This is a genomic window from Paenibacillus sp. EKM211P (assembly GCF_011066175.1).
Taxonomy (GTDB): Bacteria; Bacillota; Bacilli; order Paenibacillales; family Paenibacillaceae; genus Paenibacillus; species Paenibacillus polymyxa.
The window spans coordinates 149,480-171,732 of the sequence record NZ_JAAMNS010000007.1; the positions used below are offsets into that span (position 1 = coordinate 149,480).

The following is a 22,253-nucleotide window of genomic DNA, read 5'->3' on the forward strand; positions in this document are numbered from 1 at the left end:
GCGTGCCTTCCGAGATCATCGCGTTTAAATCCAGCGTGTACGGCAAGCGGGAATGGGCATCCTCTGTCTCCCCTGCATGGTAGGACGACAACGTGATTCCACTGTTTTGCAGATCCTGATCCACCTGCCCCAAATAGTTAAAGCTGATTTCCGGTTCGGCTGCAATCGCACGGTCATTCGATCTGGACCCAGAGGACAGGTAACGCCAAATGCCATAGGTCAGCCCTTTATGCGGAATCCGGCGCAAGCCTTCCTTGGTTTCTTTAATCCGCTGAGCCAGTGTCATTTCCTTGCCGGTCTCCAGCAGCACCGGATACAAGCTCGTAAACCAGCCTACGGTACGCGTAATATCCACCTCTGGCAGGATCGCTTCCCGGCCGTGTCCCTCTAGGTTCACCAGCACATGGCCTGCGCCTGTCCAGTTGTGGAGCGCGAGTCCCAGCGCGGTCAGCAGCAAATCATTGACCTCGGTGTTGTAGGCGCGATGGGCCTGCTTCAGCAGTTGCTCGGTTTCAGCTTCGGTCCACGCTACGGTCAGCACTTCGCTGTCTGCGTTCAAGGAGCCCTCGTAGGCAAAATCCTTAGGCAGCGGCGCAGCTCCCGCTTTGGCCTGTTCCAGCTGCTTCCAGTACATGTCCTCCGCTGCCGCCTCTGGACGGTTGGCGTAAGAGGATAGCTCCCGTGCCCAAGTTTGGAAGGAATCCGTTTTATACGGCAATCGTACGGGCTCGCCCTGGATCGCCTGCTCGTAGCCTGTCGAGAAATCTTCGAACAAGATCCGCCACGACACCCCGTCCACCACCAAATGGTGAATGGCGATTAGCAGATGGTCGCCCTCAGTGGTTCGGAACCATCCCAGCTTCACCAACGGTCCTGCGGACAGGTCCATGCTGCTTTGAATTTCCGTTGCCTTCGCTTCCAGCGCTTCCGCATAGTTTTCCTGTTTACGGTAGTCCACTGTTTCCAGCGTATACAGCGTGCCTTCCTCTACAGCCCGTGTCCAAGCCGTATAACCAGCGGAAGTCTGACGGAAGACCATACGCAGCGCATCATGATGCTTCACGAGGTGATCCATCACTTGACGAATCGCCGTCTCCTCAAAGCCCTCAGCGCGATAGAGCATGACCGCCTGATTAAAGTGCTGCGGACGCTCGCGCTCCTGCGCAAAGAACCAATGCTGGATCGGAAGTAGCGCCGTTTCCCCGCTCACTTCTTCTTGATCTGCCATACGACGGACCTCATGCATATGCGGTGCCAGGGCTGCAACTGTCGGATATTGGAACAAATCCTTCATGTCCAGCTTATAGCCGGCCTGGAACGCACGGGATGCGATTTGGATGGCTTTGATCGAATCACCGCCCAGATCAAAGAAATTGTCCAAAATACCGACCGTCTGTAGTCCCAGTACGGACTGCCAGACCGCGACCAGCGCGCGTTCTTGCACCGTACGCGGCTCTGCATAGTCGGCTCCGGTTTGCAGGCTGCCTTCCGGTGCTGGCAATGCCTTGCGGTCGATTTTGCCATTGGGACTCAGCGGCATTTGCTCCAGCTGTACAAAGTACGATGGGACCATGTAGCTTGGCAATTCTCGGCTCAGCTCACTTCTCAGCTCACTCGCTCCTAGCTCTTGCCCTGCAACATAGTAGGCGACCATTTGTTTTTGGCCCGTTTCATCCGCACGAGCCATGACCACCGCTTCTCGTACCGATTCCACTTGGAGCAGCTGCGTTTCGACCTCGCCCAGCTCAATCCGGTACCCCCGGATTTTCACCTGATGGTCGATCCGGCCCAGATATTCAATATTGCCGTCTGGCATCCATCTCGCCAAATCACCAGTGCGGTACATCCGTTCATACCCAGCTTCCCCGCCGGCAAACGGATCGGCAACGAATTTCTCTGCCGTCAGCTCCGGACGGTTCAGGTAACCACGGGCCACACCGACACCGCCGATGCATAGTTCCCCTGCTACACCAATCGGTTGCAATTGCTCCGTGCCTTCCTTCACGATGTAGAGACGAATGTTTTGAATCGGTTTCCCGATCGGAATCACTGCATATTCCTCATCCGGCTCGCAATCAAAGTACGACACGTCCACCGTCGCTTCGGTCGGACCGTACAGGTTGACCAGCTTCGCTCCGGTCAGGCTCGACACGAGCCGCTGGAACCGGGCCACATGCTGTGGTGGCAACGCTTCACCACTGGCAAAGACATGGCGCAGTGTGCCCAGCTTCGCTTGCATTACTTCCCGTGGCTGCTGCTCCACATACTCCAGGAACGCATGCAGCATGGCGGGTACAAAGTGCATCGTGCTCACACCGTCGCGGGCAATCGTGTCCACGATGTCTTCCGGGTTCTTTTCCCCGCCGACCGACAACAGGCTTACCTTCGAGCCGACCATTGACCACCAGAACAGCTCCCACACCGACACATCGAAGGTGAAGGCGGTCTTTTGCAGAATCGTATCTTCCGCACTCAAGCCGTACCGATTATGCATCCACAAAATTCGGTTCAGCACGGAATGGTGCTCCACCATCACGCCCTTCGGTTTTCCCGTCGAACCGGACGTATAGATGACGTACGCAACATGATGCGGCCCGGCCAGTGGCTCCAGATTCGAGCCATCTTCGTGATAAATGTCCTTGTCATCCTGCTCCTGACGATCCAGCACCAGTACCTGACCATCGAAGCTCAGCGATGCTTGCTCCGCCAGATGCAATTGCGTCAGCACCAGCTTCGCGCCTGAGTCCTCCAGCATAAAGCGGATGCGGTCTGCTGGGTATTCCGGATCAATTGGCACATAGGCTCCGCCGGCCTTGAGGATCGCATAGATGCCTACGATCATGTCCAGTGAACGGTGGACCAGAATACCCACGGGCTGATCCGGCTGAACCCCTTCCGCACGCAACGTCCGAGCCAAACGGTTGGCTCGCTCGTTCAGCTCACGGTAGGTCAACGACTCCGCTCCGCACAACACCGCCACTTGCTCTGGTGTGTTCACTGCCTGCTGCTCGAATAGCGCACTTAGCGTTTGGTCCTGCGGATAAGCTGCCGCTGTATCTCCCCACACCTGAACGATCTGTGCCTGCTCTTCCGCTGTCACCAATGCCAGCTCATTCACACGGATATACGGATTGTCTACGATTTGCCCGATGACGTGGTTGATATGACCATAGATACGCTCCATTGCAGACCGGTTATACACCAGCGCATTGTACTCAAGCAGAATAGAGATATCTTCATCAGGCACGACAATCAGGTTAAAATCGTAGTTGGTTTGCTCTGTAAGTTCCACATTAGCAATGGAGAAGCCTGTGTGTGCGTCCGCTTCGCCGGAACCGCCCATCTGCTTCATCTGCTGCCCGATGGGATAGTTTTCAAAGACCATGATGTGATTGATCAGGTCTTGTTTTTGTTCAGTCCGTGCCTGAATGTCGTAGAGCGGGAACGTGTCATAGACACTGGAGGCCAAAGCCTGTTCCTGCGTACGCTGCAATACGTCAGCAAATGTAGCATCCTGTGCACTGCATATGCGTACCGGAATCGTGTTGATAAACAAACCGATCATGCTCTCCACACCTGGAATTTCTGCCGGACGACCGGATACCACACTACCAAACACAACATCCTGATGATTATTGTATTTCTGTAAAATAACGCCCCAAATGCTTTGCAGCAATGTGTTAATCGTGACATGTTGTTGCTTGGCCATTTGGTTTAATGCGGCACTCCGTTCTTTACCCAACATAAATGGCAGCTTTTCCAAAACATAGCCGGAATTTGAACTTTGACCGCTTCGGTTGGTATCTTCATCCCGTTCTGCTACAGAAACTTGCGCATTCTCACTAGGCAACAAGGTTTGCTGCTCAAAACCTGCCAAATAGTCACTCCAATAACGAGATGCTTCCTGTGCATCTTGGTGTTCCAACCATTCGATATAGTCACTATACGGCTTGACAGGTGCAAGCTCTGGCTGCTTGTTCTCCAGCAAGGCAGCATATGCACTAAATACTTCGTCTGTCATTAGTGACAGGCACCAGCCATCCATTACGATATGATGGAAGCTCCATACAAAACGGTATGAGCGATCACCCGTGCGGAAGACGGCTACGCGCATGAGCGCATCCTTGCTTAAATCAAAGCCTCTGGCTTTATCCTGAGACACAAATTCAGCTACAGCCTGTTCACACCCTCTGACATCCTCATAACGGAAGCTCGGATCTTTATGACAATAGACGATTTGCAAGGGTTGTCCATGCCAGCCGCTGTAGAAATTCGTCCGTAATATAGCATGCCGGCTAACCAGCAGCTTCAAGCTATCCTCGAATATAGATGGCGCAAAGTGGCCTTCAAGTTCAAAGGTAGCCTGCTCAAAATACACCCCTGTTTCTGCATTCATCAGACTGTGGAACAGCATCCCCTTTTGCATGGGGGTCAATGGGTACACATTTTCCAATTCCCCGACCGCCTTGGTCTGCGCCTTAATCGTATCGAATTGCTCCAGGGTCAGACCTTTAAACAGTACATCACTTGGAGTCAATTCGGCCTGCTCCCGTGTAACACAATGCTCGATCACTTCAAGCAGATTGGATTTCAACAGATTGGCTAGCATTTCGACTGTGTCCTTACGGAAGGTTTTGCCATTATACCGAATGTCGAGTTCCAGGATGCCATTGGTTACGATTCCACTCACATCGAGCGCATATTTCAACTTCGTCCGGCCACTCACGACCGATCCCATCGAATAAGGAGACATGCGGATATCGCTGTTTGGCAAGTCTTGATCCAACTGTCCGAGGTAGTTAAAGCTTACTTGTGGCTCGGCAAAAGCTTGATGTTGACCAACGGCTTGGCCGGATTCACTCCAATATCTCCAAATTCCGTAGCCCATTCCTTTATTCGGAATATGGCGCAGACTCTCTTTGACCCGTTTGATGCGTTCCGACAAAGCGTGACCACGACCGATATCCAGCCACACCGGATATGGACTCGTAAACCAGCCTACCGTACGAGAAATGTCTGTATCCGGCAAAATGTTCTCCCGTCCGTGTCCCTCTAAATGAATCAGGCTGCGTTCATGCCCCGTCCACGTGTACAGCGTCATGCCTAGTGCAGTCAGCAGCAAAGCGTTCACTTCCGTGTTGTACGCGCGGTGTGCTTGCTTCAATAGTTTTTCTGTCTCTTCTTCCGTAAGCTGGAAGACCACTGTATCCGTGTCAGCTAGGATAAACGGTTCGGCCTCCGCTTGATCCTCAGGCAAACGTACTTGGTCAGCCAAAGCGGTTGCGTTCCATTGCTCCCAGTAGGCGTATTCGCTGTCCATGGCTGCGCTATGCGCATACTTGAAAAGTTCTTGCGACCAGAAGCGGAATGAATCCGTTTTGTCTGGTAACTGAAGTACCTCTGCATGAATGGCCTGTTCATAGGCTACGGCCAAATCCTCGAATAAAATACGCCATGATACCCCGTCCACGACCAAATGGTGAATCGCCATCAGGAGATGATCCCCATCTGCACAGTGGAACAAACCAGCCTTCAACAGCGGCCCTGCATGCAGCTGGATACTGCTTTGAATTTCACTGGCTTTCGTCTCCATGGCTGCGCTGAGCGTGGCTTCATCCGTCAAGTTTGTAAAGTCCACCACATCCAGGTGATACAGCTCGCCTTCCTGTACTCCGCGGTTCCAGGCTTCATAGCCTTGCTCGGTCTTGCTGAATACCATCCGCAGAGCATCATGGTGCGCTGTGAGTTTGCCAAGTGCCTGACGCAAAGCGGACTCATCAAAACCCTGCTCCCGGTGCAGCATCACCGCCTGATTAAAGTGATGTGCGTCTACTTGCTTCTGGGCAAAGAACCAATGCTGGATGGGAGACAAAGTTGTTGCCCCGCTCACTTCTCCCTGATCTACCCTACGGCTTACCTCGTGCATATGCGGTGCCAGCGTTGCGACGGTTGGATAGCGGAACAAATCCTTCATGTCCAGCTTGTAGCCTGCCTGGAACGCACGCGATACGATTTGAATCGCCTTGATCGAATCGCCGCCCAGGTCAAAGAAATGGTCCAAAATCCCGACAGTGGGCACGCCCAGGATGGACTGCCAGATCGCTACGAGTGTCCGTTCCGTTACAGTTCGTGGCGCTGCATAATCTGCACCGCTGTGTAGACTGCCTTCCGGTGCTGGCAGGGACTTGCGGTCGATTTTGCCGTTCGGTGTCAGTGGCATCTGCTCCAACCAGATGAAATACGACGGCACCATATAGCTTGGCAGCGCTTGTCCCAGCTCCTGTCTCAGCTCACTACTTCCAAGCTCTTGACTTGCAACGTAGTACGCCACGAGCTGGGTTTGACCCGTTTCGTCCGTACGGGCCATGATGACTGCTTCTTGTACGGACTCCACCTGCAGTAGCTGCGATTCGATCTCGCCCAGTTCGATCCGGTAGCCCCGGATTTTAATCTGGTGATCCATCCGCCCCAAATATTCAATGTTACCGTCCGGCATCCATCTCGCCAAATCGCCTGTACGATACATTCGCTCATGGCCTGCCTTGTCATCAGCGAACGGATGATTTACAAATTTCTCGGTCGTCAGTTCTTCACGTTTCCAGTACCCGCGGGCCAGTCCTTCCCCTCCAATACATAACTCACCCGGCACACCGACGGGCTGCAATTCCCCATTCGCATTCAGGATATATATTTGGGTATTCGCGATAGGGCGTCCGATGTTAATTTGTTGAGCATGGGTCAGTTCCTGTACGGTCGACCAAACCGTCGTTTCTGTAGGTCCATACATGTTATAAATCCGGGGACCGTTGATTTCTTGCAGTGCTGCAAGCAGCCTGGACGGAAGGGCTTCGCCCCCGACCATAATGGCCTTCACGCCTTGCAGCGCGCGGGAACCTGCTTCATGACCCAGCAGCATTTGCAACCGGGACGGCGTCATTTGCAGCATTTCAATATGATGATGAGCAATCAATTCACCCAGCGCCTGAGGATTCACCTGATGCTGACTATCGCCAAGCACCACCGTCATTCCGCCTAACAGTGGCAGGATGGTCTCCAAGACAAAAATGTCGAAAGAAATGGTCGTGAGTGACAACATCGTTTTGCTCGTTTCAAAGTCAATGACTTCGCGCATCCCTGTGATAAAGTTGAGGACGGAGCGATGCTGGAGCATAACTCCTTTCGGATTTCCGGTCGAACCAGAGGTATAGATGACGTAAGCCAAATGTTCTGGACGTACAATTGCCTCAAGGTTACTACTTTCTCCCTGATACAATGCTGCATCCTCAAGAAATAGGGCATTGGCGTGGCAATGGTGCTCTTCTGCCAAATCACGACGGGTCAGAAGCACTGCGGCCTCGCTATCTTCCAGCATGTATTGAATACGAGAGGACGGAAATTCGGGATCGATCGGCACATAAGCACCGCCTGCTTTTAGCACGGCCAGCAGACCCACGATCATTTCCACGGAGCGCTGTACCATCAAGCCGACCAGTTTGTCGGGTCCTACTCCCTGTGCTTGAAGGATGCGTGCCAATGAATTCGCCCGTTCATTCAGCTCCCGATACGTCAGACGCTGATGTCCAAACACCAGTGCCACCTGATCCGGTGTCTGTGCCACCTGTTCTTCAAACAGCTGATGGATCGTCTGATGAGACGGAAATGCACAAGCGGTATCATTAAAGGCCGCTGTAATTTGCTGTTTTTCCGCTGCTGTGAGTAGTTCCAGCTCTTCCACTCGAACATGCGGGTTGAGCGAAATTTGCTCCAAGAGACGCGCAAAATGTCCATACAGACGTTCAATACCTGCTTGATCAAAGCTGAGCGTGTTATACATAAAACGAATCTTGATGCCTTCACCTGGCATCACGACAACGTTCAGATCGTAGTTGGTTTCCTCTGTAGACACCACATTTGAAATTGTGAAGGGATCCTGTCCATCACTGCCCAGTTGCTCTACCTGCTGCTCCACCGGGTAATTTTCAAATATCATAATATGGTTGATTAAATCCTGCTTCTGCTCGGTCAGTGCTTGAATTTCATACAGCGGGAACGCATCGTAAGCATTGGAAGCCAGCGCCTGCCGCTGTGTTCGTTTCATCAGCTCGACAAAGGTTTCACCTGGTTCAGACTGCACACGCACTGGAATTGTATTGATAAATAGCCCGATCATATGCTCCACACCTGGAATATCCCCTGGACGGCCGGATACAACACTGCCGAACACGACATCCGTACTGTTGTTATACTTCTGCAACAGAACGCCCCATACCGTTTGAATCAACGTATTGATCGTGACCTGATTTTGTTTTGCCACCCGTTCGATCTGGGCAACCAGCTCTGGCTGGAATTCGCAATCCAGATCTTCAGCGATATATTCCCCGGCTTGCATCGATTTCGACTGTGTTTTTTGCTGCGGAAGCGTAATTTGCTGCTCGTAGTCCGCCAGATACCCACGCCAGTATTGCAGGGCTGCCTCACGATCCTGACGTTCCAGCCATTCGATAAAACGACTGAACGGCGTGACAGGCTCCAGCGCGGGCTCATGACCCGCACGCAGTGCCAGATAGCTACCGAATACTTCCTGTGTCATAAAGGACAAGCACCAGCCATCCATCAAAATGTGATGGAAGCTCCAGATAAAGTGGTACGTTTCATCCCCGGTTTGCAGGATGGAGATACGAAGGAGTGCATCCTCTGCGAGGTTGAATCCTTTTGCTTTATCCTCGATAACAAAAGCTTCCACCCGAGCTTCTCGTTCCTCTTTTTCTAGTCCGCGCAGGTCTTCATAGTACAATTCGCCGCTGCGATGGCGGAAAACGACCTGCACAGGCTCATCCTTCCATGAGTTGATAAAGTTCGTCCGTAATGCTTCATGACGCTGTACAAGCAGATCCAAGCTTTTACCGAAAGTAACCACATCGAAGCGCCCATTCAGCTCAAAGGATGCTTGCTCAAAATAAGCCGCCGAGCTCTCATCCATCAGGCTGAAAAAGAGCATCCCCTTTTGCATCGGTGTCAAAGCATATACATTTTCCAGCTCGCCCAGATCTCGCGTATCTTCCACCAATTGCTCCAGTTCGTCTAGCGTTACCTGTTTTAACAGCACATCACTTGGAGTCAGCACTGTTCTTTCTTGGGCAACACAATGGCTAATCACCTCACGCAAGCCAGATGCCAGCAGCTCTCCCAGCCGCTCCATCGTTTCATGACGGAACTGTGTTGTGCCGTAGCGGATCGTGAACACCAACTCGCCATCTTCGATTAATCCGTTGATATCCAGCGCAAAATCCATAGTCGCGTTCGTGCTGACAGGCACACCGATGGAATAGGATGAAGGCTGTAGATCGTTGCCTTTATAATCCTGATCGAATTGGCCCAAATAGTTAAAACTGATCTCAGGCTGAGCCTGTAACTGTACGCCTGCTTTCTCTAGCACATTTAGACCCGACAGGTAGCGTAAAATGCCATAGCCGATGCCTTTTTGCGGAATATGACGCAGCCCTTCCTTGGTCCGCTTGATCAGGTGAGCAGTATGTCCCCCTTCTCCCAGACTTCCATCCAGGACAACCGGGAACTGGCTCGTAAACCAGCCGACCGTGCGCGTAATATCCACATCCGGTACAATGGCTTCCCGTCCATGACCCTCCAGGTTGACCAATATCCGCTCGGAACCCGACCAGTCATACACCGCTTTTCCGAGCGCGGCTAGCAACAGGTCATTCATTTCCGTGTTGTATGCGCGATGAGCTTGTTTGAGCAGCTGCTCCGTCTCCTGCTTCGTCCAGCGGACCGTCACCACCTCACTGTCTCCGAGCCGTGCATTATCATTCGCAAAATCCTTCGGCAAAGGCTTCGCGAGGCTTGCTTCGGCTTGTTCGATATGCTGCCAGTAAGCCAGCTCCTGCTCCATCGTCGCACTGTTGGCATAGGCTGACAGTTGTTTGGCCCATACCTGGAACGAATCTGTTTTATGCGGCAGCCGAATAGCTGTGCCGATTTGACCTGCAACTGCCTGCTCATAACCAGATGCCAAATCCTCCAGTAAAATACGCCACGATACACCATCCACCACCAAATGATGAATGACGATTAATACATGGTCGCCCTCCGCGCAATGGAACAGACCGAGCTTCACCAGTGGACCCGCGCTCAAGTGAATGCTGGCTTGAATTTCACTCGCCTTAGCTTCAACAGCGGTAGATTCGTCTTCCACTCCGCTGAAATCTACAATGTCCAGCGTGTATAGCTCGCCTTCCTCTACACTGCGGTTCCAAGCGACATAGCCCTGCTCCGTCTCACGGAATACCGTGCGCAGTGCGTCATGATGCTGGACCATACGGTCCATCGTACGGCGCAGCGCGTCGACATCAAAGCCCCCAGCTCGGTACAGCATCATCGCCTGGTTGCTGTGGTGCAGATCAGCCGGCTGCTGCTCGAAGAACCACCGCTGAATAGGTGCCAGTTCCACCTGGCCTACTGCCTCTTCCTGACTGGCCACCTTGCCATCGGTACGAAGTAATGGACTGAGTGCCGCTACCGTCGGATGGCTGAAGAGGTCTTTCATGTTCAGTCGATAACCTGCTTGCAGCAAGCGGGAGGATACTTGCAAGGCCTTGATCGAATCGCCGCCCAGCTCAAAGAAGTTATCCTGCGTGCCTACGGCATCCACGCCGAGCACTGCGGCCCATACCGCAGCCAGTACCTGCTCCACCGTAGTACGCGGTGCCACATAGGCTGCTCCCGTATGGATGCTGCCTTCTGGCTCTGGCAGGGCCTTGCGGTCGATTTTGCCGTTGCTGGTCAGCGGGATCGTCTCCAGTCGCATGAGCCGTGCTGGCACCATGTGCGCTGGCAGTCCTGCTTCCAGCGCGGCCTGTACTTCCTCGATCCGCAGCTCGGCTTCTCCCGTGATGTATCCGCACAAATACTTGTGTCCACGCTCGTCCGTCCGGTCGATGACTACAGCTTGACGCACACCCGGTACCCGCTGGATCGCCGTTTCAATCTCGCCTAGTTCAATCCGGTAGCCCCGGATTTTGACCTGATAGTCCATCCGGCCGATAAAGTCTACATTGCCGTCTGGCATCCACCGCGCCAAGTCGCCGGTGCGATACAGTCGTTCACCCGGCACGTACGGATTCGCTATGAATTTCTCGGCTGTCAGGTCCGCACGGTTCAGGTATCCCCGTGCGACCCCGGCACCGCCAATGCATAGCTCACCCAGTACGCCGATCGGCACTGGATTCAGTTGGCTGTCTACGATGTAGAAACGGGCGTTCAGCCATGCCTGACCAATCGGCACATTCCCGCTGCTTGGTAGCTTCGACAGCTCTTCGTCGTAGAAGCTGGAGTCAATCGCCGCTTCCGTGACGCCATAGCTGTTGATGATACGGATATCTGCGCCAAACCGTTCTTGCAGCACTCGGTAGTCCGTCACGCTGCAGCTATCTGAGCTCGTAATCAGCAGCTCCAGACTGCTCATGTCCAGTCCGTGCTCGTACACATGCTGCATAAACGGTACGATCAGAGCCGGAGTCGATTCGAACACGGTGATTTGATAATCACGAATCCAGCCATATAGACGGCTTGGATCAATGCGATCCTCTTTCGGACAGATGACCATCGTGCCTCCGTTATAGAGCGTCCGTGCAATATCGCCGACGAACACGTCGAAGGAGAAGCTGGCCAGTTGCAGCAGACGTACCGGGAACTGGTTCAGACGGTAATCCCGGCGATAGGCCGCAGCCGTGTTCACCAAGCTGCGATGCTCGATCATGACGCCTTTTGGACGTCCCGTTGTACCGGACGTATAGATCACATACGCCAAGTCTTGCGGCTCGTTGATGTGATCGACGTCTGTGACATCTCCGGTATACAGCGACTCATCGTCAAGTGCCAATACAGTATGCAAACGCAGCCCTGTTACCGGTTCGGATGCTGCTTCGCTGTCAGACTTCGAATCTGCTTTCAAGCTCAAACTTTCGTTCCGGTTGTCTCTTTCCATCATTTCAACGCCAGCCGCTGTTTCCAGTTCGCCCTCCGTCGGTCCTCCGACCAAGGCCCGCCGGCTTTCCGCGAGCCATGCTTGTGCACGCTCCTGCAAACCGGTTTGCGTGAGCAGCACCGTCGCACCGCTGTCCTTGAGCATGAAACGAATTCGTTCGGATGGATAATCTGCATCTAGCGGTACATAGGCGCCTCCTGCCTTCCATACCGCTAGTACGCCGACCAGCATGTCTACCGAACGCTCGCTCAAGATGCCGACAATCGATTCGCGTCCAATGCCTTCATTTCGCAATCTACGGGCAAGCTGGTTCCCACGCTCGTTCAACTCGCGGTACGTAAGCTGCCGATCCTCGTATACAACGGCCACGTGATCCGGCACAAGTTGCGCTTGTTCTTCCACATAGGCGTGGAACAACAATTCCGATTCCTTTTCATCACTCCATGCAGCTACGCCTACTGATCCAAAACCATCGATGATGTTCGCTTTTTCCGCAGCAGTCACCAGCTCAAGCTCATCCACCAGTGCATCTGGTCGGTGAATCGCTTCTTCAATTATATGCAGCAAATGCTCACGGATTTGCTCTACAGCTGTACGTTCCAACACCTGCGCGTTGTACTCCAAATGGACATGGATTTCATCGCCTGGCACCACCGTAATGTTGAAATCATAGTTTGTTTGCTCTGACATGGAAGCATTGGCAATCGTAAAACCATTGTTCCCACGACTACCCATCTGCTCCATGCGCTGTTCCACGGGGTAGTTTTCAAACACGATAATATGGTTCACCAGGTCCTGCTTCTGCTCGGTCAGGGTCTGAATTTCATACAACGGATAGGTTTCATAGGCACGGGAAGCCAGTGCCTGCTCCTGAATCTGCTTCATTAGCCCAGCAAACGTCATCTCTTTCTCACTGTGAATCCGTACAGGAACGGTGTTAATGAACAAACCAATCATTTTATCGATGCCCGGAATATCTGCTGATCTGCCGGATACGACACTGCCAAACACCACATCCCGACTGTTGTTATACCGCTGTAGCACAACGCCCCACGCTGCTTGCAGGAGTGTGTTGACCGTCACTTGCTTTTGCTTAACCAGCTTGTTCATCCGCTCCGTCACTTCACGGCCCAGTGTAAATGAAAGCTTGTCCGCTTCATATGCTTTTGCGTGACCGTCCAGCTGTTTGACCTGCGGCAATACGGTCTGCTGCTCAAAACCTGCAAAATAATCACGCCAGAACCGTTCTGCTTCCGCGTTGTCCTGTCGATCCAGCCATTCAATATATTCACTGTATGGCGTTACCGGGGCAAGCTCCGGCTTGCGGTCTTCAAGGATGGCAAAGTACGTATGAAACGCTTCCCCGACAACCAGGAACAAGCACCAGCCGTCCATCAAAATATGATGGAAGCTCCACACAAAACGGTACGACTCCTCACCTGTACGTAAAATAGACACCCGCATCAGCTCGCCTGAGCTGAAATGAAAGCCTGCCGCTTTGTCACGTTCCGCAAAATCAGCAAGGTATGCGGCCTGCTCTCCTGGTCCCATTGAACGTATATCTTCAAACCGGAATCCAGCCGCTTTATGGCGGTACACTACCTGTAAAGGCTGCTCATTCCAGCCACTATAAAAATTCGTTCTGAATATTTGATGGCGATCCACCAGCTGATTGAGGCTTTCAGCAAAAGCCTCCACTTGGAAGCTGCCTTGCAGATCAAATGTTGCCTGCTCAAAATACGCCCCGGATTGCGGCTCCATGAAGCCGTGGAACAGGATGCCTTTTTGCATAGGGGTTAACGAATAAATGTTTTCCAGTTCTCCCGCAGCAGCCGTCTGCTCTACAATATGATCCAGTTCTCCGGCTGTCAGTCCCTGGAAGGACAAATCGCTTGGTGTCAGCTCCGGCAGCTCTTTGGCCACACAATGAGCCAACACCTCACGCAAGCTCTCCTGCAGCAGATCAGCCAGTTTTTTAACCGATTTTTTCATGAACATTTTGTTGCTGTAGCTGATCGTCAGTTCCAGGGCACCGTCCGTGATCATGCCGTTGATATCCAGAGCATACCGCTTGGTCAACGTGTCACTCATGGAAGCTCCGACGGAATAAGGAGATATACGGAATGCATTCTGCTTCAAATCCTGATCGAATTGGCCGAGATAGTTAAAGCTGATTTCCGGCTCGGCCACAAAAGTGGCTTCTTCTGCCCTGTCAGCAAGATATCTCAAAATTCCGTATCCAATCCCTTTAAGCGGCAAACGGCGTAGCCCTTCCTTGACGTTCTTGACACGCTGTCCCACATTCCGGTCCTCGCCCATATCCAGGACCACTGGAAATTGGCTGGTAAACCAACCGACGGTGCGCGTAATATCCATATCCGGCAAAATGGCTTCCCGTCCATGCCCCTCCAGATTCACAAGCACCTGACCGATGCCTGCCCACTCCTGAACGGCTGTACCCAGAGCTGTGAGCAGCAGGTCGTTTGCTTCTGTATTGTAGGCCCGATGAGCTTGTTTCAAAAATTGTTCCGTTTCTTCGACCGTCCACGCTACGGTCAGTGTCCGATCATCGCGACGCTGTGGCTTGGCCTGAGACTTACGAGTATAATCCTTAGGCAATGCCTCTTGTGCAGCACCAGCTCGCTCCACCTGCTCCCAATATGGCCGTTCCTTCTCTAATGCTGCGCTAGTCGCATAGGTTGACAGCTGATCCGCCCAAAGGCGGAAGGAATCCGTTTTATTCGGCAAGCGGACAGACTCGCCCCGTAAAGCCTGCTCATAGCCGGATGCCAAATCCTCCAGCAAAATACGCCAAGACACGCCGTCGACCACCAAATGGTGGATCGCTACCAACAAATGGTCTCCATCAGTACAACGGAACAGAGCGAGCTTCACCAATGGGCCTTCATCTAGACGGATGCTACTTTGAATTTCGCTAGCTTTGCTCTCCAGCAAATGGGCAAAGTCAGACTCCTGGGTATAATCCACCACTTCGAGGCTATACAGCTCTCCTTCTTGCACGCCACGGTTCCATGCTTCATAACCACCCTCTGCATTTTGGCGGAATACGATGCGCAAAGCATCATGATGCTCGACAATGCGTTGCAATGTTTGATGAAGCGCCGTTTCGTCCAAACGATCCTCACGGTGCAGCATCAGAGCCTGGTTATAGTGCTTAGGATTAGATGGCTGCTGTTCAATAAACCAGTGCTGAATCGGTGTCAAGGCCACGTTTCCTCTGACTTCTCCTTGATCGGACACGCGGGTCACCCGCTGCACCCGTCCATTCAGCTCAGCAATCGTTGGATACTGGAACAGTTCTCTCATTTCCAGCTTGTAACCATTTTGCAGCAATCTCGAAGACACCTGGATGGCCTTAATCGAGTCGCCTCCCAAATGGAAGAAGTTATCCAGTACACCAATTTGTTCGATACCCAGTACAGATTGCCATACCGATACCAATGTCCGCTCTACCTCATTACGGGCGGCTACATAATCCTCGCCGGAATCCACGCTTCCCTCCGGCTGTGGCAACGCCCGCCGATCCACCTTGCCATTCGGTGTCAACGGCAATTGCTCCATCTGTACAAAATACGACGGCACCATGTAACCTGGCAATTCCTGGCTCAAGGCGCTTCGTAGCTCACTTGCCGTAATATCCGCAAGGGTGACCACATATGCGCAAAGCTGTTTTTGTCCCTGCTCATCCTCACGTGCAATGACGACGGCTTCTTGCACCGCCTCCAGCTTCAACAGCTGCGCTTCCACCTCGCCCAATTCAATCCGGTAGCCACGGATTTTCACTTGCGCGTCGATCCGTCCTTTGTATTCCAGCGTCCCGTCCTTATTCCAGCGAACCAAATCGCCTGTACGGTAGCAACGCTCTCCACTGCGGAACGGACTATCTATGAACTTTTCGGCTGTTAAATCAGGACGATTCCGGTAGCCACGTGCCACCCCGTCGCCGCCGACGATCAGTTCACCCCATGCCCCCACAGGCTGAAGTTGCATGGAACGGTCTACGACATACGCTGTGGAGTTGTGGATCGGACGCCCGATCGGCACTGCTTCCGATTGCACGCCAGCAATCGCATGAGTTGTAGAAAAAGTTGTATTTTCCGTCGGGCCATAGCCATTGATAATCCGTAGGGACGGATGAGCCTCAAGCACCCGGTTAATGTGCGGTACGGACAGCACATCACCGCCGACCAACAGTTCTTGTACCCCCTCAAACAACTCCAGATCCTGCTGGGATAGCTGGTTAAAGAGTGGCGCAGTCAGCCACATTGTTGTAATACCATGGCTGCGGACAGCTTCCTTGAGCTTCGGAGCGTCCAAAATGACATCCTGACTTACCAGTACAAGCTGTCCTCCATTCAGCAACGCACCCCAAATTTCGAAGGTGGACGCGTCAAAGACAACAGCGCCGGTTTGCAAAATGCGCGTGTCAGCACCCAATTGCGCATAGTTTGTATTTTTTACCAAGCGCACGACATTGCGATGCTCTACCATAACTCCTTTAGGTTGTCCGGTCGTACCCGAAGTGTACATAAGATAGGCAAGTCGATTACCAAATGGATGTGCTCCAGTAGTACTGTCTACGACAGACGAAGAAGATTCCTTTAAAAACTCATTTTTCTGATTTGAATAATGTGTAAAATCCGCATGACTAGCTTCGTTTTGTTCCCCATGCATATTATTTACATCTTGACTATTCTCTGCCCCGTACACAGCGGCATCGCTCAGATCCAGCACAATTCCGGTGTAATCCTCCGGTTGCTGTTTCGCATGCTGCACCAGCAGCAACTCCGCTCCCGAATCTTCCAATAGGTAGCGCACACGTTCAGCCGGATAATCAGGGTCAATCGGCACATATGCGCCGCCCGCTTTGAGAATCGCCAGCATGCCGACGATCATATCTACGGAACGCTCAGCAACGATACCTACAGTTCGCTCAGCGGTAACACCGTTCCCGCGCAGCGTGTGAGCCAGCCGATTGGCTTTTACATTCAATTCGCCATAAGTTAAATGGGCGTTGTCAGACACAACTGCTGTCTGATTCGGTGTACGTGCCGCCTGTTCCTCAAACAGCTCATGAATGCCTGCTTCGTGTGGGTATTCCACTGCTGTAGCATTGAATACGTCGACGATTTCCGCACGTTCTTCCTCACTGATCAGCGACAATTCCTCTATCCGCTTGTGTGGACCCTGTACCATATGCTCCGCCACACTCAAAAATTGTCGAATAATTCGAGCAATTTCCAGCTCACTAAACAGCTCGGTACGATAATCCAGGTATAATACGAGTCTGTCGTCATCCAGCATTTCAACCATATGAATATCGAAGTCATTCACTGTATCTCCGCAGAAATCGTTATCCACCTGCTGAATCGCTTCATCAAAACGGGAGAAACTCAAGGTACGGTACTGAATAGATGCCCCAAATAGACGCTGGATGTCCAGACTACTTTGCTGTTCGCGTAAATCTTGAATAATTTTGTTGTACGGGTAACGCTGATGCCGCAAAATGGACGCCTGCTCCTTCCCTACACCCTGCAAGAAGGCCAGCAGTTCGGATTCCGGTTCGACCAACAGACGAGTAGCCACGGTGCTGACGAACATGCCGATGGTATCCTTTTCTTTCTTAGACGTACGGTTGGCATAGAGAGTCCCTACGGTTAAGTCCTGCTCACCCGTCACTTTATGCAAATAAATATACAGAGCCGCCAGGAAGAACGTGAAAATACTGATTTTATGTTCCTCGCAAAAAGCCGTAACACCACGATACAATTCATGCTTCAGTATAAAACTCTCCCGGCGTGCAGCTGTGCTCAATGTCAGCGGGTTATATGATTTTAAGCCTGTGGTCTCTGGCAAATCAGCAAACTTTTCCGTCCAATACGTCTTGTCCTTTTGATAGCGATCAGATTGCTCATAGCTTTGCTCTACCTGAATAAACTCTAGATAAGGATTGCCTTTGGTCGGTGCATCCTGACCTGTACCATGCACAATATCCATATAATGTCCAGTGATTTCATTAATGGCCTGATTCATGGACACGCCGTCCGAAATAATATGATGCATTTTAAAATTGAACCAGGTTTCTTCTACCCCTAGCTGTAAAATAACAAATCGGTACAGCTGCGAATCCAACAAAGAGAACGGTTGTGGATTATGGCGCCTTAACCATTCATTCGCTTCTTCCGGGGTTACTTGAAGCGTTTCAATATTTTCCGCTGTAAACGGCTCTACATATTGATATGGGATTCCATCCTGAGCAGTGATTTTGATACGGAAAGAATCGTTTTGGGCAATCACTCGGTTCATTGCTTGCTGCAATGCATCTATACGAACAGTTCCTCTGATTTTTACAGTACCGATAATGGTTGAAGTGTTCCGATGAGGATACAAAAGCTCCGTATACCAAATACGTTGCTGTGGCTGGCTTAAGGAAAACAATTGAACATCTTGCTGTGTCATCCGTCTCTCTCCTCGCAAAATAGATATTTGGTAAAAAGAAAATTCGCATATTTATGCGGTTTGTTCCTCTGGATGCTTTCGAAACTGAAGCTCATATAGCTCCGCATAATGACCACCCTCAGCAAGGAGCTGGTCATGAGTTCCCTGTTCTTTGAGCTCGCCATCGGCAAGAACACAGATCGTATCCGCCCTCTCAATCGTAGACAATCGATGGGCAATAACTAATGTCGTACGATCCTTCATCAGCTCATCTAAGCCCTGCTGAACTTCATATTCCGACTCTGCATCCAGGGCCGAGGTGGCTTCATCTAGCAGCAAAATCGGCGCATTTTTGAGCAGAGCACGGGCAATCGCGATTCGCTGTCTTTGACCCCCGGACAAATTGGCTCCGCGTTCACCGACAATCGTGTCATACCCCTCCGGAAGCTCAGCTATGAAGCCGCTGGCATAGGCTGTTTTGGCCGCAGCCTCTACTTCCTCATCCGTGGCATCCGGTGAGCCGAAGCGGATATTGTCTGCTACTGTACCGTGGAACAGTGTAGCCTCCTGTGGTACATAGGCCATTAAATCCCTAACCTCATCCAACCGAAATTCTTCTGCCAAGCGGCCGCGAACCCGCAGCACACCTGCATCCGGTGGGTAAAATCCCAGCAACAACTTCATCACGGTGCTTTTCCCACCACCACTCGGACCGACAATCGCGGTTACCTGCCCTTCTGGCACGACTAAGTTCAATCTTCGCAGCGTTGGACGGTCTGGCTGATAGCCAAAGGTGATATTGTGCAGCTCCAGCGCAGCAACAGTCTGTTCAATAGAGAGGTCTGAATCCACAGTCTCGACACCGTCATAGGATTCCTTAGGTTCACGGGCTGATGAAGCTGACACCTCTGGATCGATAAGCCCGGTTACTGATTCCTTCTGTTTCGCCGCGGGAAACTGTTCCTCTTCCTTCGACTCATTCAAGATTTCGCGGATACGCGCCAAGCCTGCCAAAGAATTTTGTAACAGGGATACAGCTGCCCCCAGCTCCAAAAATACCGTTGAAATACCCGTTTGCAGCTGCACAATCTGTCCCAAAACTCCGAGCTCCATTTGCTTCTGCGAAACCAAGATCAATCCAGCAACAAGCACACCGCCCAGCGTAATAAATTCAATAACAAAATTACACATATCCTGCAGTCCCATATGACGTCCCTGTCGGATACTGATGCGATTTATGTCCTCGCTTGCATCGTTGCAAAGTCCACCCACTTTTGTCCTTAACCCAAATAACTTCACCGTCTGTAAACCAGAAAGCAAATCACTCAATCGTTCCGTGAACCTGCTCATCCGTCCCTGTAATTCTTCACTCGTCTGTCGCATTTTCTTCGCAAAATGAGCATTTATCCAGGCTGAAGCCAGTCCTAGTAGAACCGCCATAATCCCAAATCGCCAATCCAGCACCATCAGAATGACTAGTGAGCCTAAGAAAAGCGAAGTTTCCAGTATAATCGAGCGAATATGAACGGTGTAAGCCTGCTCCAGCGTTTGGACATCGTTTGTCATGCGGGAAACAAGATTACCCGAATGGTGTTTTTCGGCTTTTTCATACGATAGCTTGACAACATGACCGAATAGTTTCATTCGTACATCGGCAATTGCGAGCTTGACACATCGTTTATACATATAGCTGCACACTGGGGAAATAAGACTTAACGCCAAAAATGTGCCGCTGACCAAATAGACCGCTCGGTACAGCTCCTGTACATCGCCATTAACCGCAAAATTCAGCAAATAATGCACCACAAAAGAAAGCAAAATTGTGATGCTGGCATTGGTCAGACTGTTGCCAACCAACCCCGTAAAATACCATTTTCGATGCGGCTTCATCAGGGACATCAATTGCTTAAATTCATAAAACCCCTGCTTGAAGGTCACGACGCTCACTCCTTTCCTCAGGCAGTGAATACCCGTTTTCCTCCGTTTGCTGTCCTTCAAAATTTTGCAAATACAGCTTTCGGTACACACCATCACGGCCTAGTAATTCCTCATGTGTACCCGATTCCACAATGCTCCCCTGATCAAGTACGATAATGCGGTTCGCCTGGCGTACAGTTGACAGTCGATGAGCTATGACCAGTACCGTCCGGTTTTGCATTGCTGCATTCATTGCAATCTGTACCTGAGCCTCCGACTGGCTATCGAGTGCTGAAGTCGGCTCGTCCAGTAGAAGCAGCGGAGCATTTTTCAGCAATGCTCTTGCTATAGAAATACGCTGCTTTTGTCCTCCAGACAATCCGCCTCCCCGTTCGCTCAACAGAGTTTCATAGCCCTCGGGTAGCTGAACAATAAAGTCATGCGCATGTGCCGCTTTCGCCGCCTCGACAATTTCTTTCCGGGTCGCCTCCAGACGTCCATATCCGATATTTTCTGCAATAGTGGCCGGAAAAAGCGACGATTCCTGAGATACCATCGAAATATGGCTACGCAGGCTTGTTAGGTTCCAATCTGTCAAATTCTTACCAAACAATTGAACGGTTCCGGCATGCTCTCCAGGTTCATTAAATCCGCAAAGCAGCTTGAAGATTGTGCTTTTACCGCCACCGCTGGCCCCAACAATCGCTACCGTTTCTCCTTGTCCTACCTGGAAGCTAATCTCCTTCAGCACCGTGTTCCCTTCGTTGTAGCCAAAGGTTAAATGCTCAAAGCTGACTACAGGAATGTCGTCCTTGCTTTCTGCATCGTCTTCCTCGAGATCTTGGCTTATTGAAGTGATTTTCCCGTCTTGCCGCTCATCTGGCCAATCCAGCACCTCAAACAAATGCTTCGCTGCTCCCCCCGCTTCCTTCATTTGCGAAATAATCGTCGGCAGCATGGCAACAGGCTGCAATATGAACGAAATAAGATATAAAAAAAGGACAATGCCACCAGCATTCAACTCACCTTGTTGAATCAAATATCCACCGTACACAATGACCAAAATAATCGGTGTTGCCAGCATCATCACACCTACTGGAGTTATGAACGCATAGCGTTTTTCTAGCCGCAATCCGCGCTTGATGACCTCCTCCGTAATCACCATATACTTCTTCAACAGCACAGCCTGCATATTAAATGCCTTGACGATAGGAATTCCTCCGATCGCATCCTGTCCCACCGCGTTCAAATGAGCAATTTTCTCCTGAAGCTCCTTGGAGTATTTCTCAATTGGCTTGCTCATCAGTGAGGTTATGATCATTCCTACAGGCATAAGCGCAAGACTTGCCAAAACCAGTTTCCAGCTTGTCAGTAAAAGCAACGTTAAGGATGCCGTAAACACAAGTGGCAAATAAAACAGATTAGCAAACTGCTGGATAAAAAAGTTCTGCAACAGCGCCGTATTGTTTGTTAGACGGGATACCAAATCTCCGGTGAACTTGCTCTCCACGCTGGAAACAGGTAAATCATAAAACTTATGTACGAGATCGCCTCTCAAGTCGCGCAGGGCACTAACACTAAATCGTGCCGAAGCGTACCTCATCACAAACTTACAAGGCATTCCAATTACCGTCATACCAACAACTAGATAGATCATGTTCTGGGTGGAGGAGAATGTTCCCTGTGCCATTTGCTCTATGGCCTTACCCAAAATAATGTCAATAGCTGCCAAACACAAGGAGGAAATCACGGCTATAAAAACCCAAAGATTATAAGGCTTTATATAGCGTGTGAGTCTCCGAAAAGCAGAATTTGATCGAAACAAAGGCATCCCTCTTTTTCATTGCCACACTTTAGCAGTGCGAACTTTTTA

General features: G+C 51.3%; 3 protein-coding genes (1 of these 3 cut by a window edge). All 3 read right to left on the minus strand.

The genetic code is table 11. The features are described 5' to 3' along the window. Tightly spaced (at most 51 nt apart), the 3 genes in view from G9G57_RS13040 to G9G57_RS13050 form a layout consistent with a single transcriptional unit that may run on beyond the window. Nucleotides 1–18,484 carry the 5' end (the start) of a non-ribosomal peptide synthase/polyketide synthase gene (locus G9G57_RS13040; protein ID WP_164965040.1) on the minus strand. It extends 23,885 nt beyond the left edge of the window, so the window shows 18,484 of its 42,369 coding nt (coding positions 1–18,484); its start codon is at nt 18,482–18,484; its stop codon lies off the left edge, out of view. 51 nt (nt 18,485–18,535) lie between these two features. Next, complete coding sequence (locus tag G9G57_RS13045) at nt 18,536–20,401, minus strand: ABC transporter ATP-binding protein (protein ID WP_164965041.1); 1,866 nt, start codon at nt 20,399–20,401, stop codon at nt 18,536–18,538. Next, nucleotides 20,376–22,205, minus strand: a complete 1,830-nt coding sequence (locus G9G57_RS13050) for an ABC transporter ATP-binding protein (RefSeq protein WP_164965042.1) — start codon at nt 22,203–22,205, stop codon at nt 20,376–20,378. Before G9G57_RS13050 ends, G9G57_RS13045 begins: the two co-directional genes overlap by 26 nt. Between the last annotated feature and the right edge of the window lie 48 nt (nt 22,206–22,253).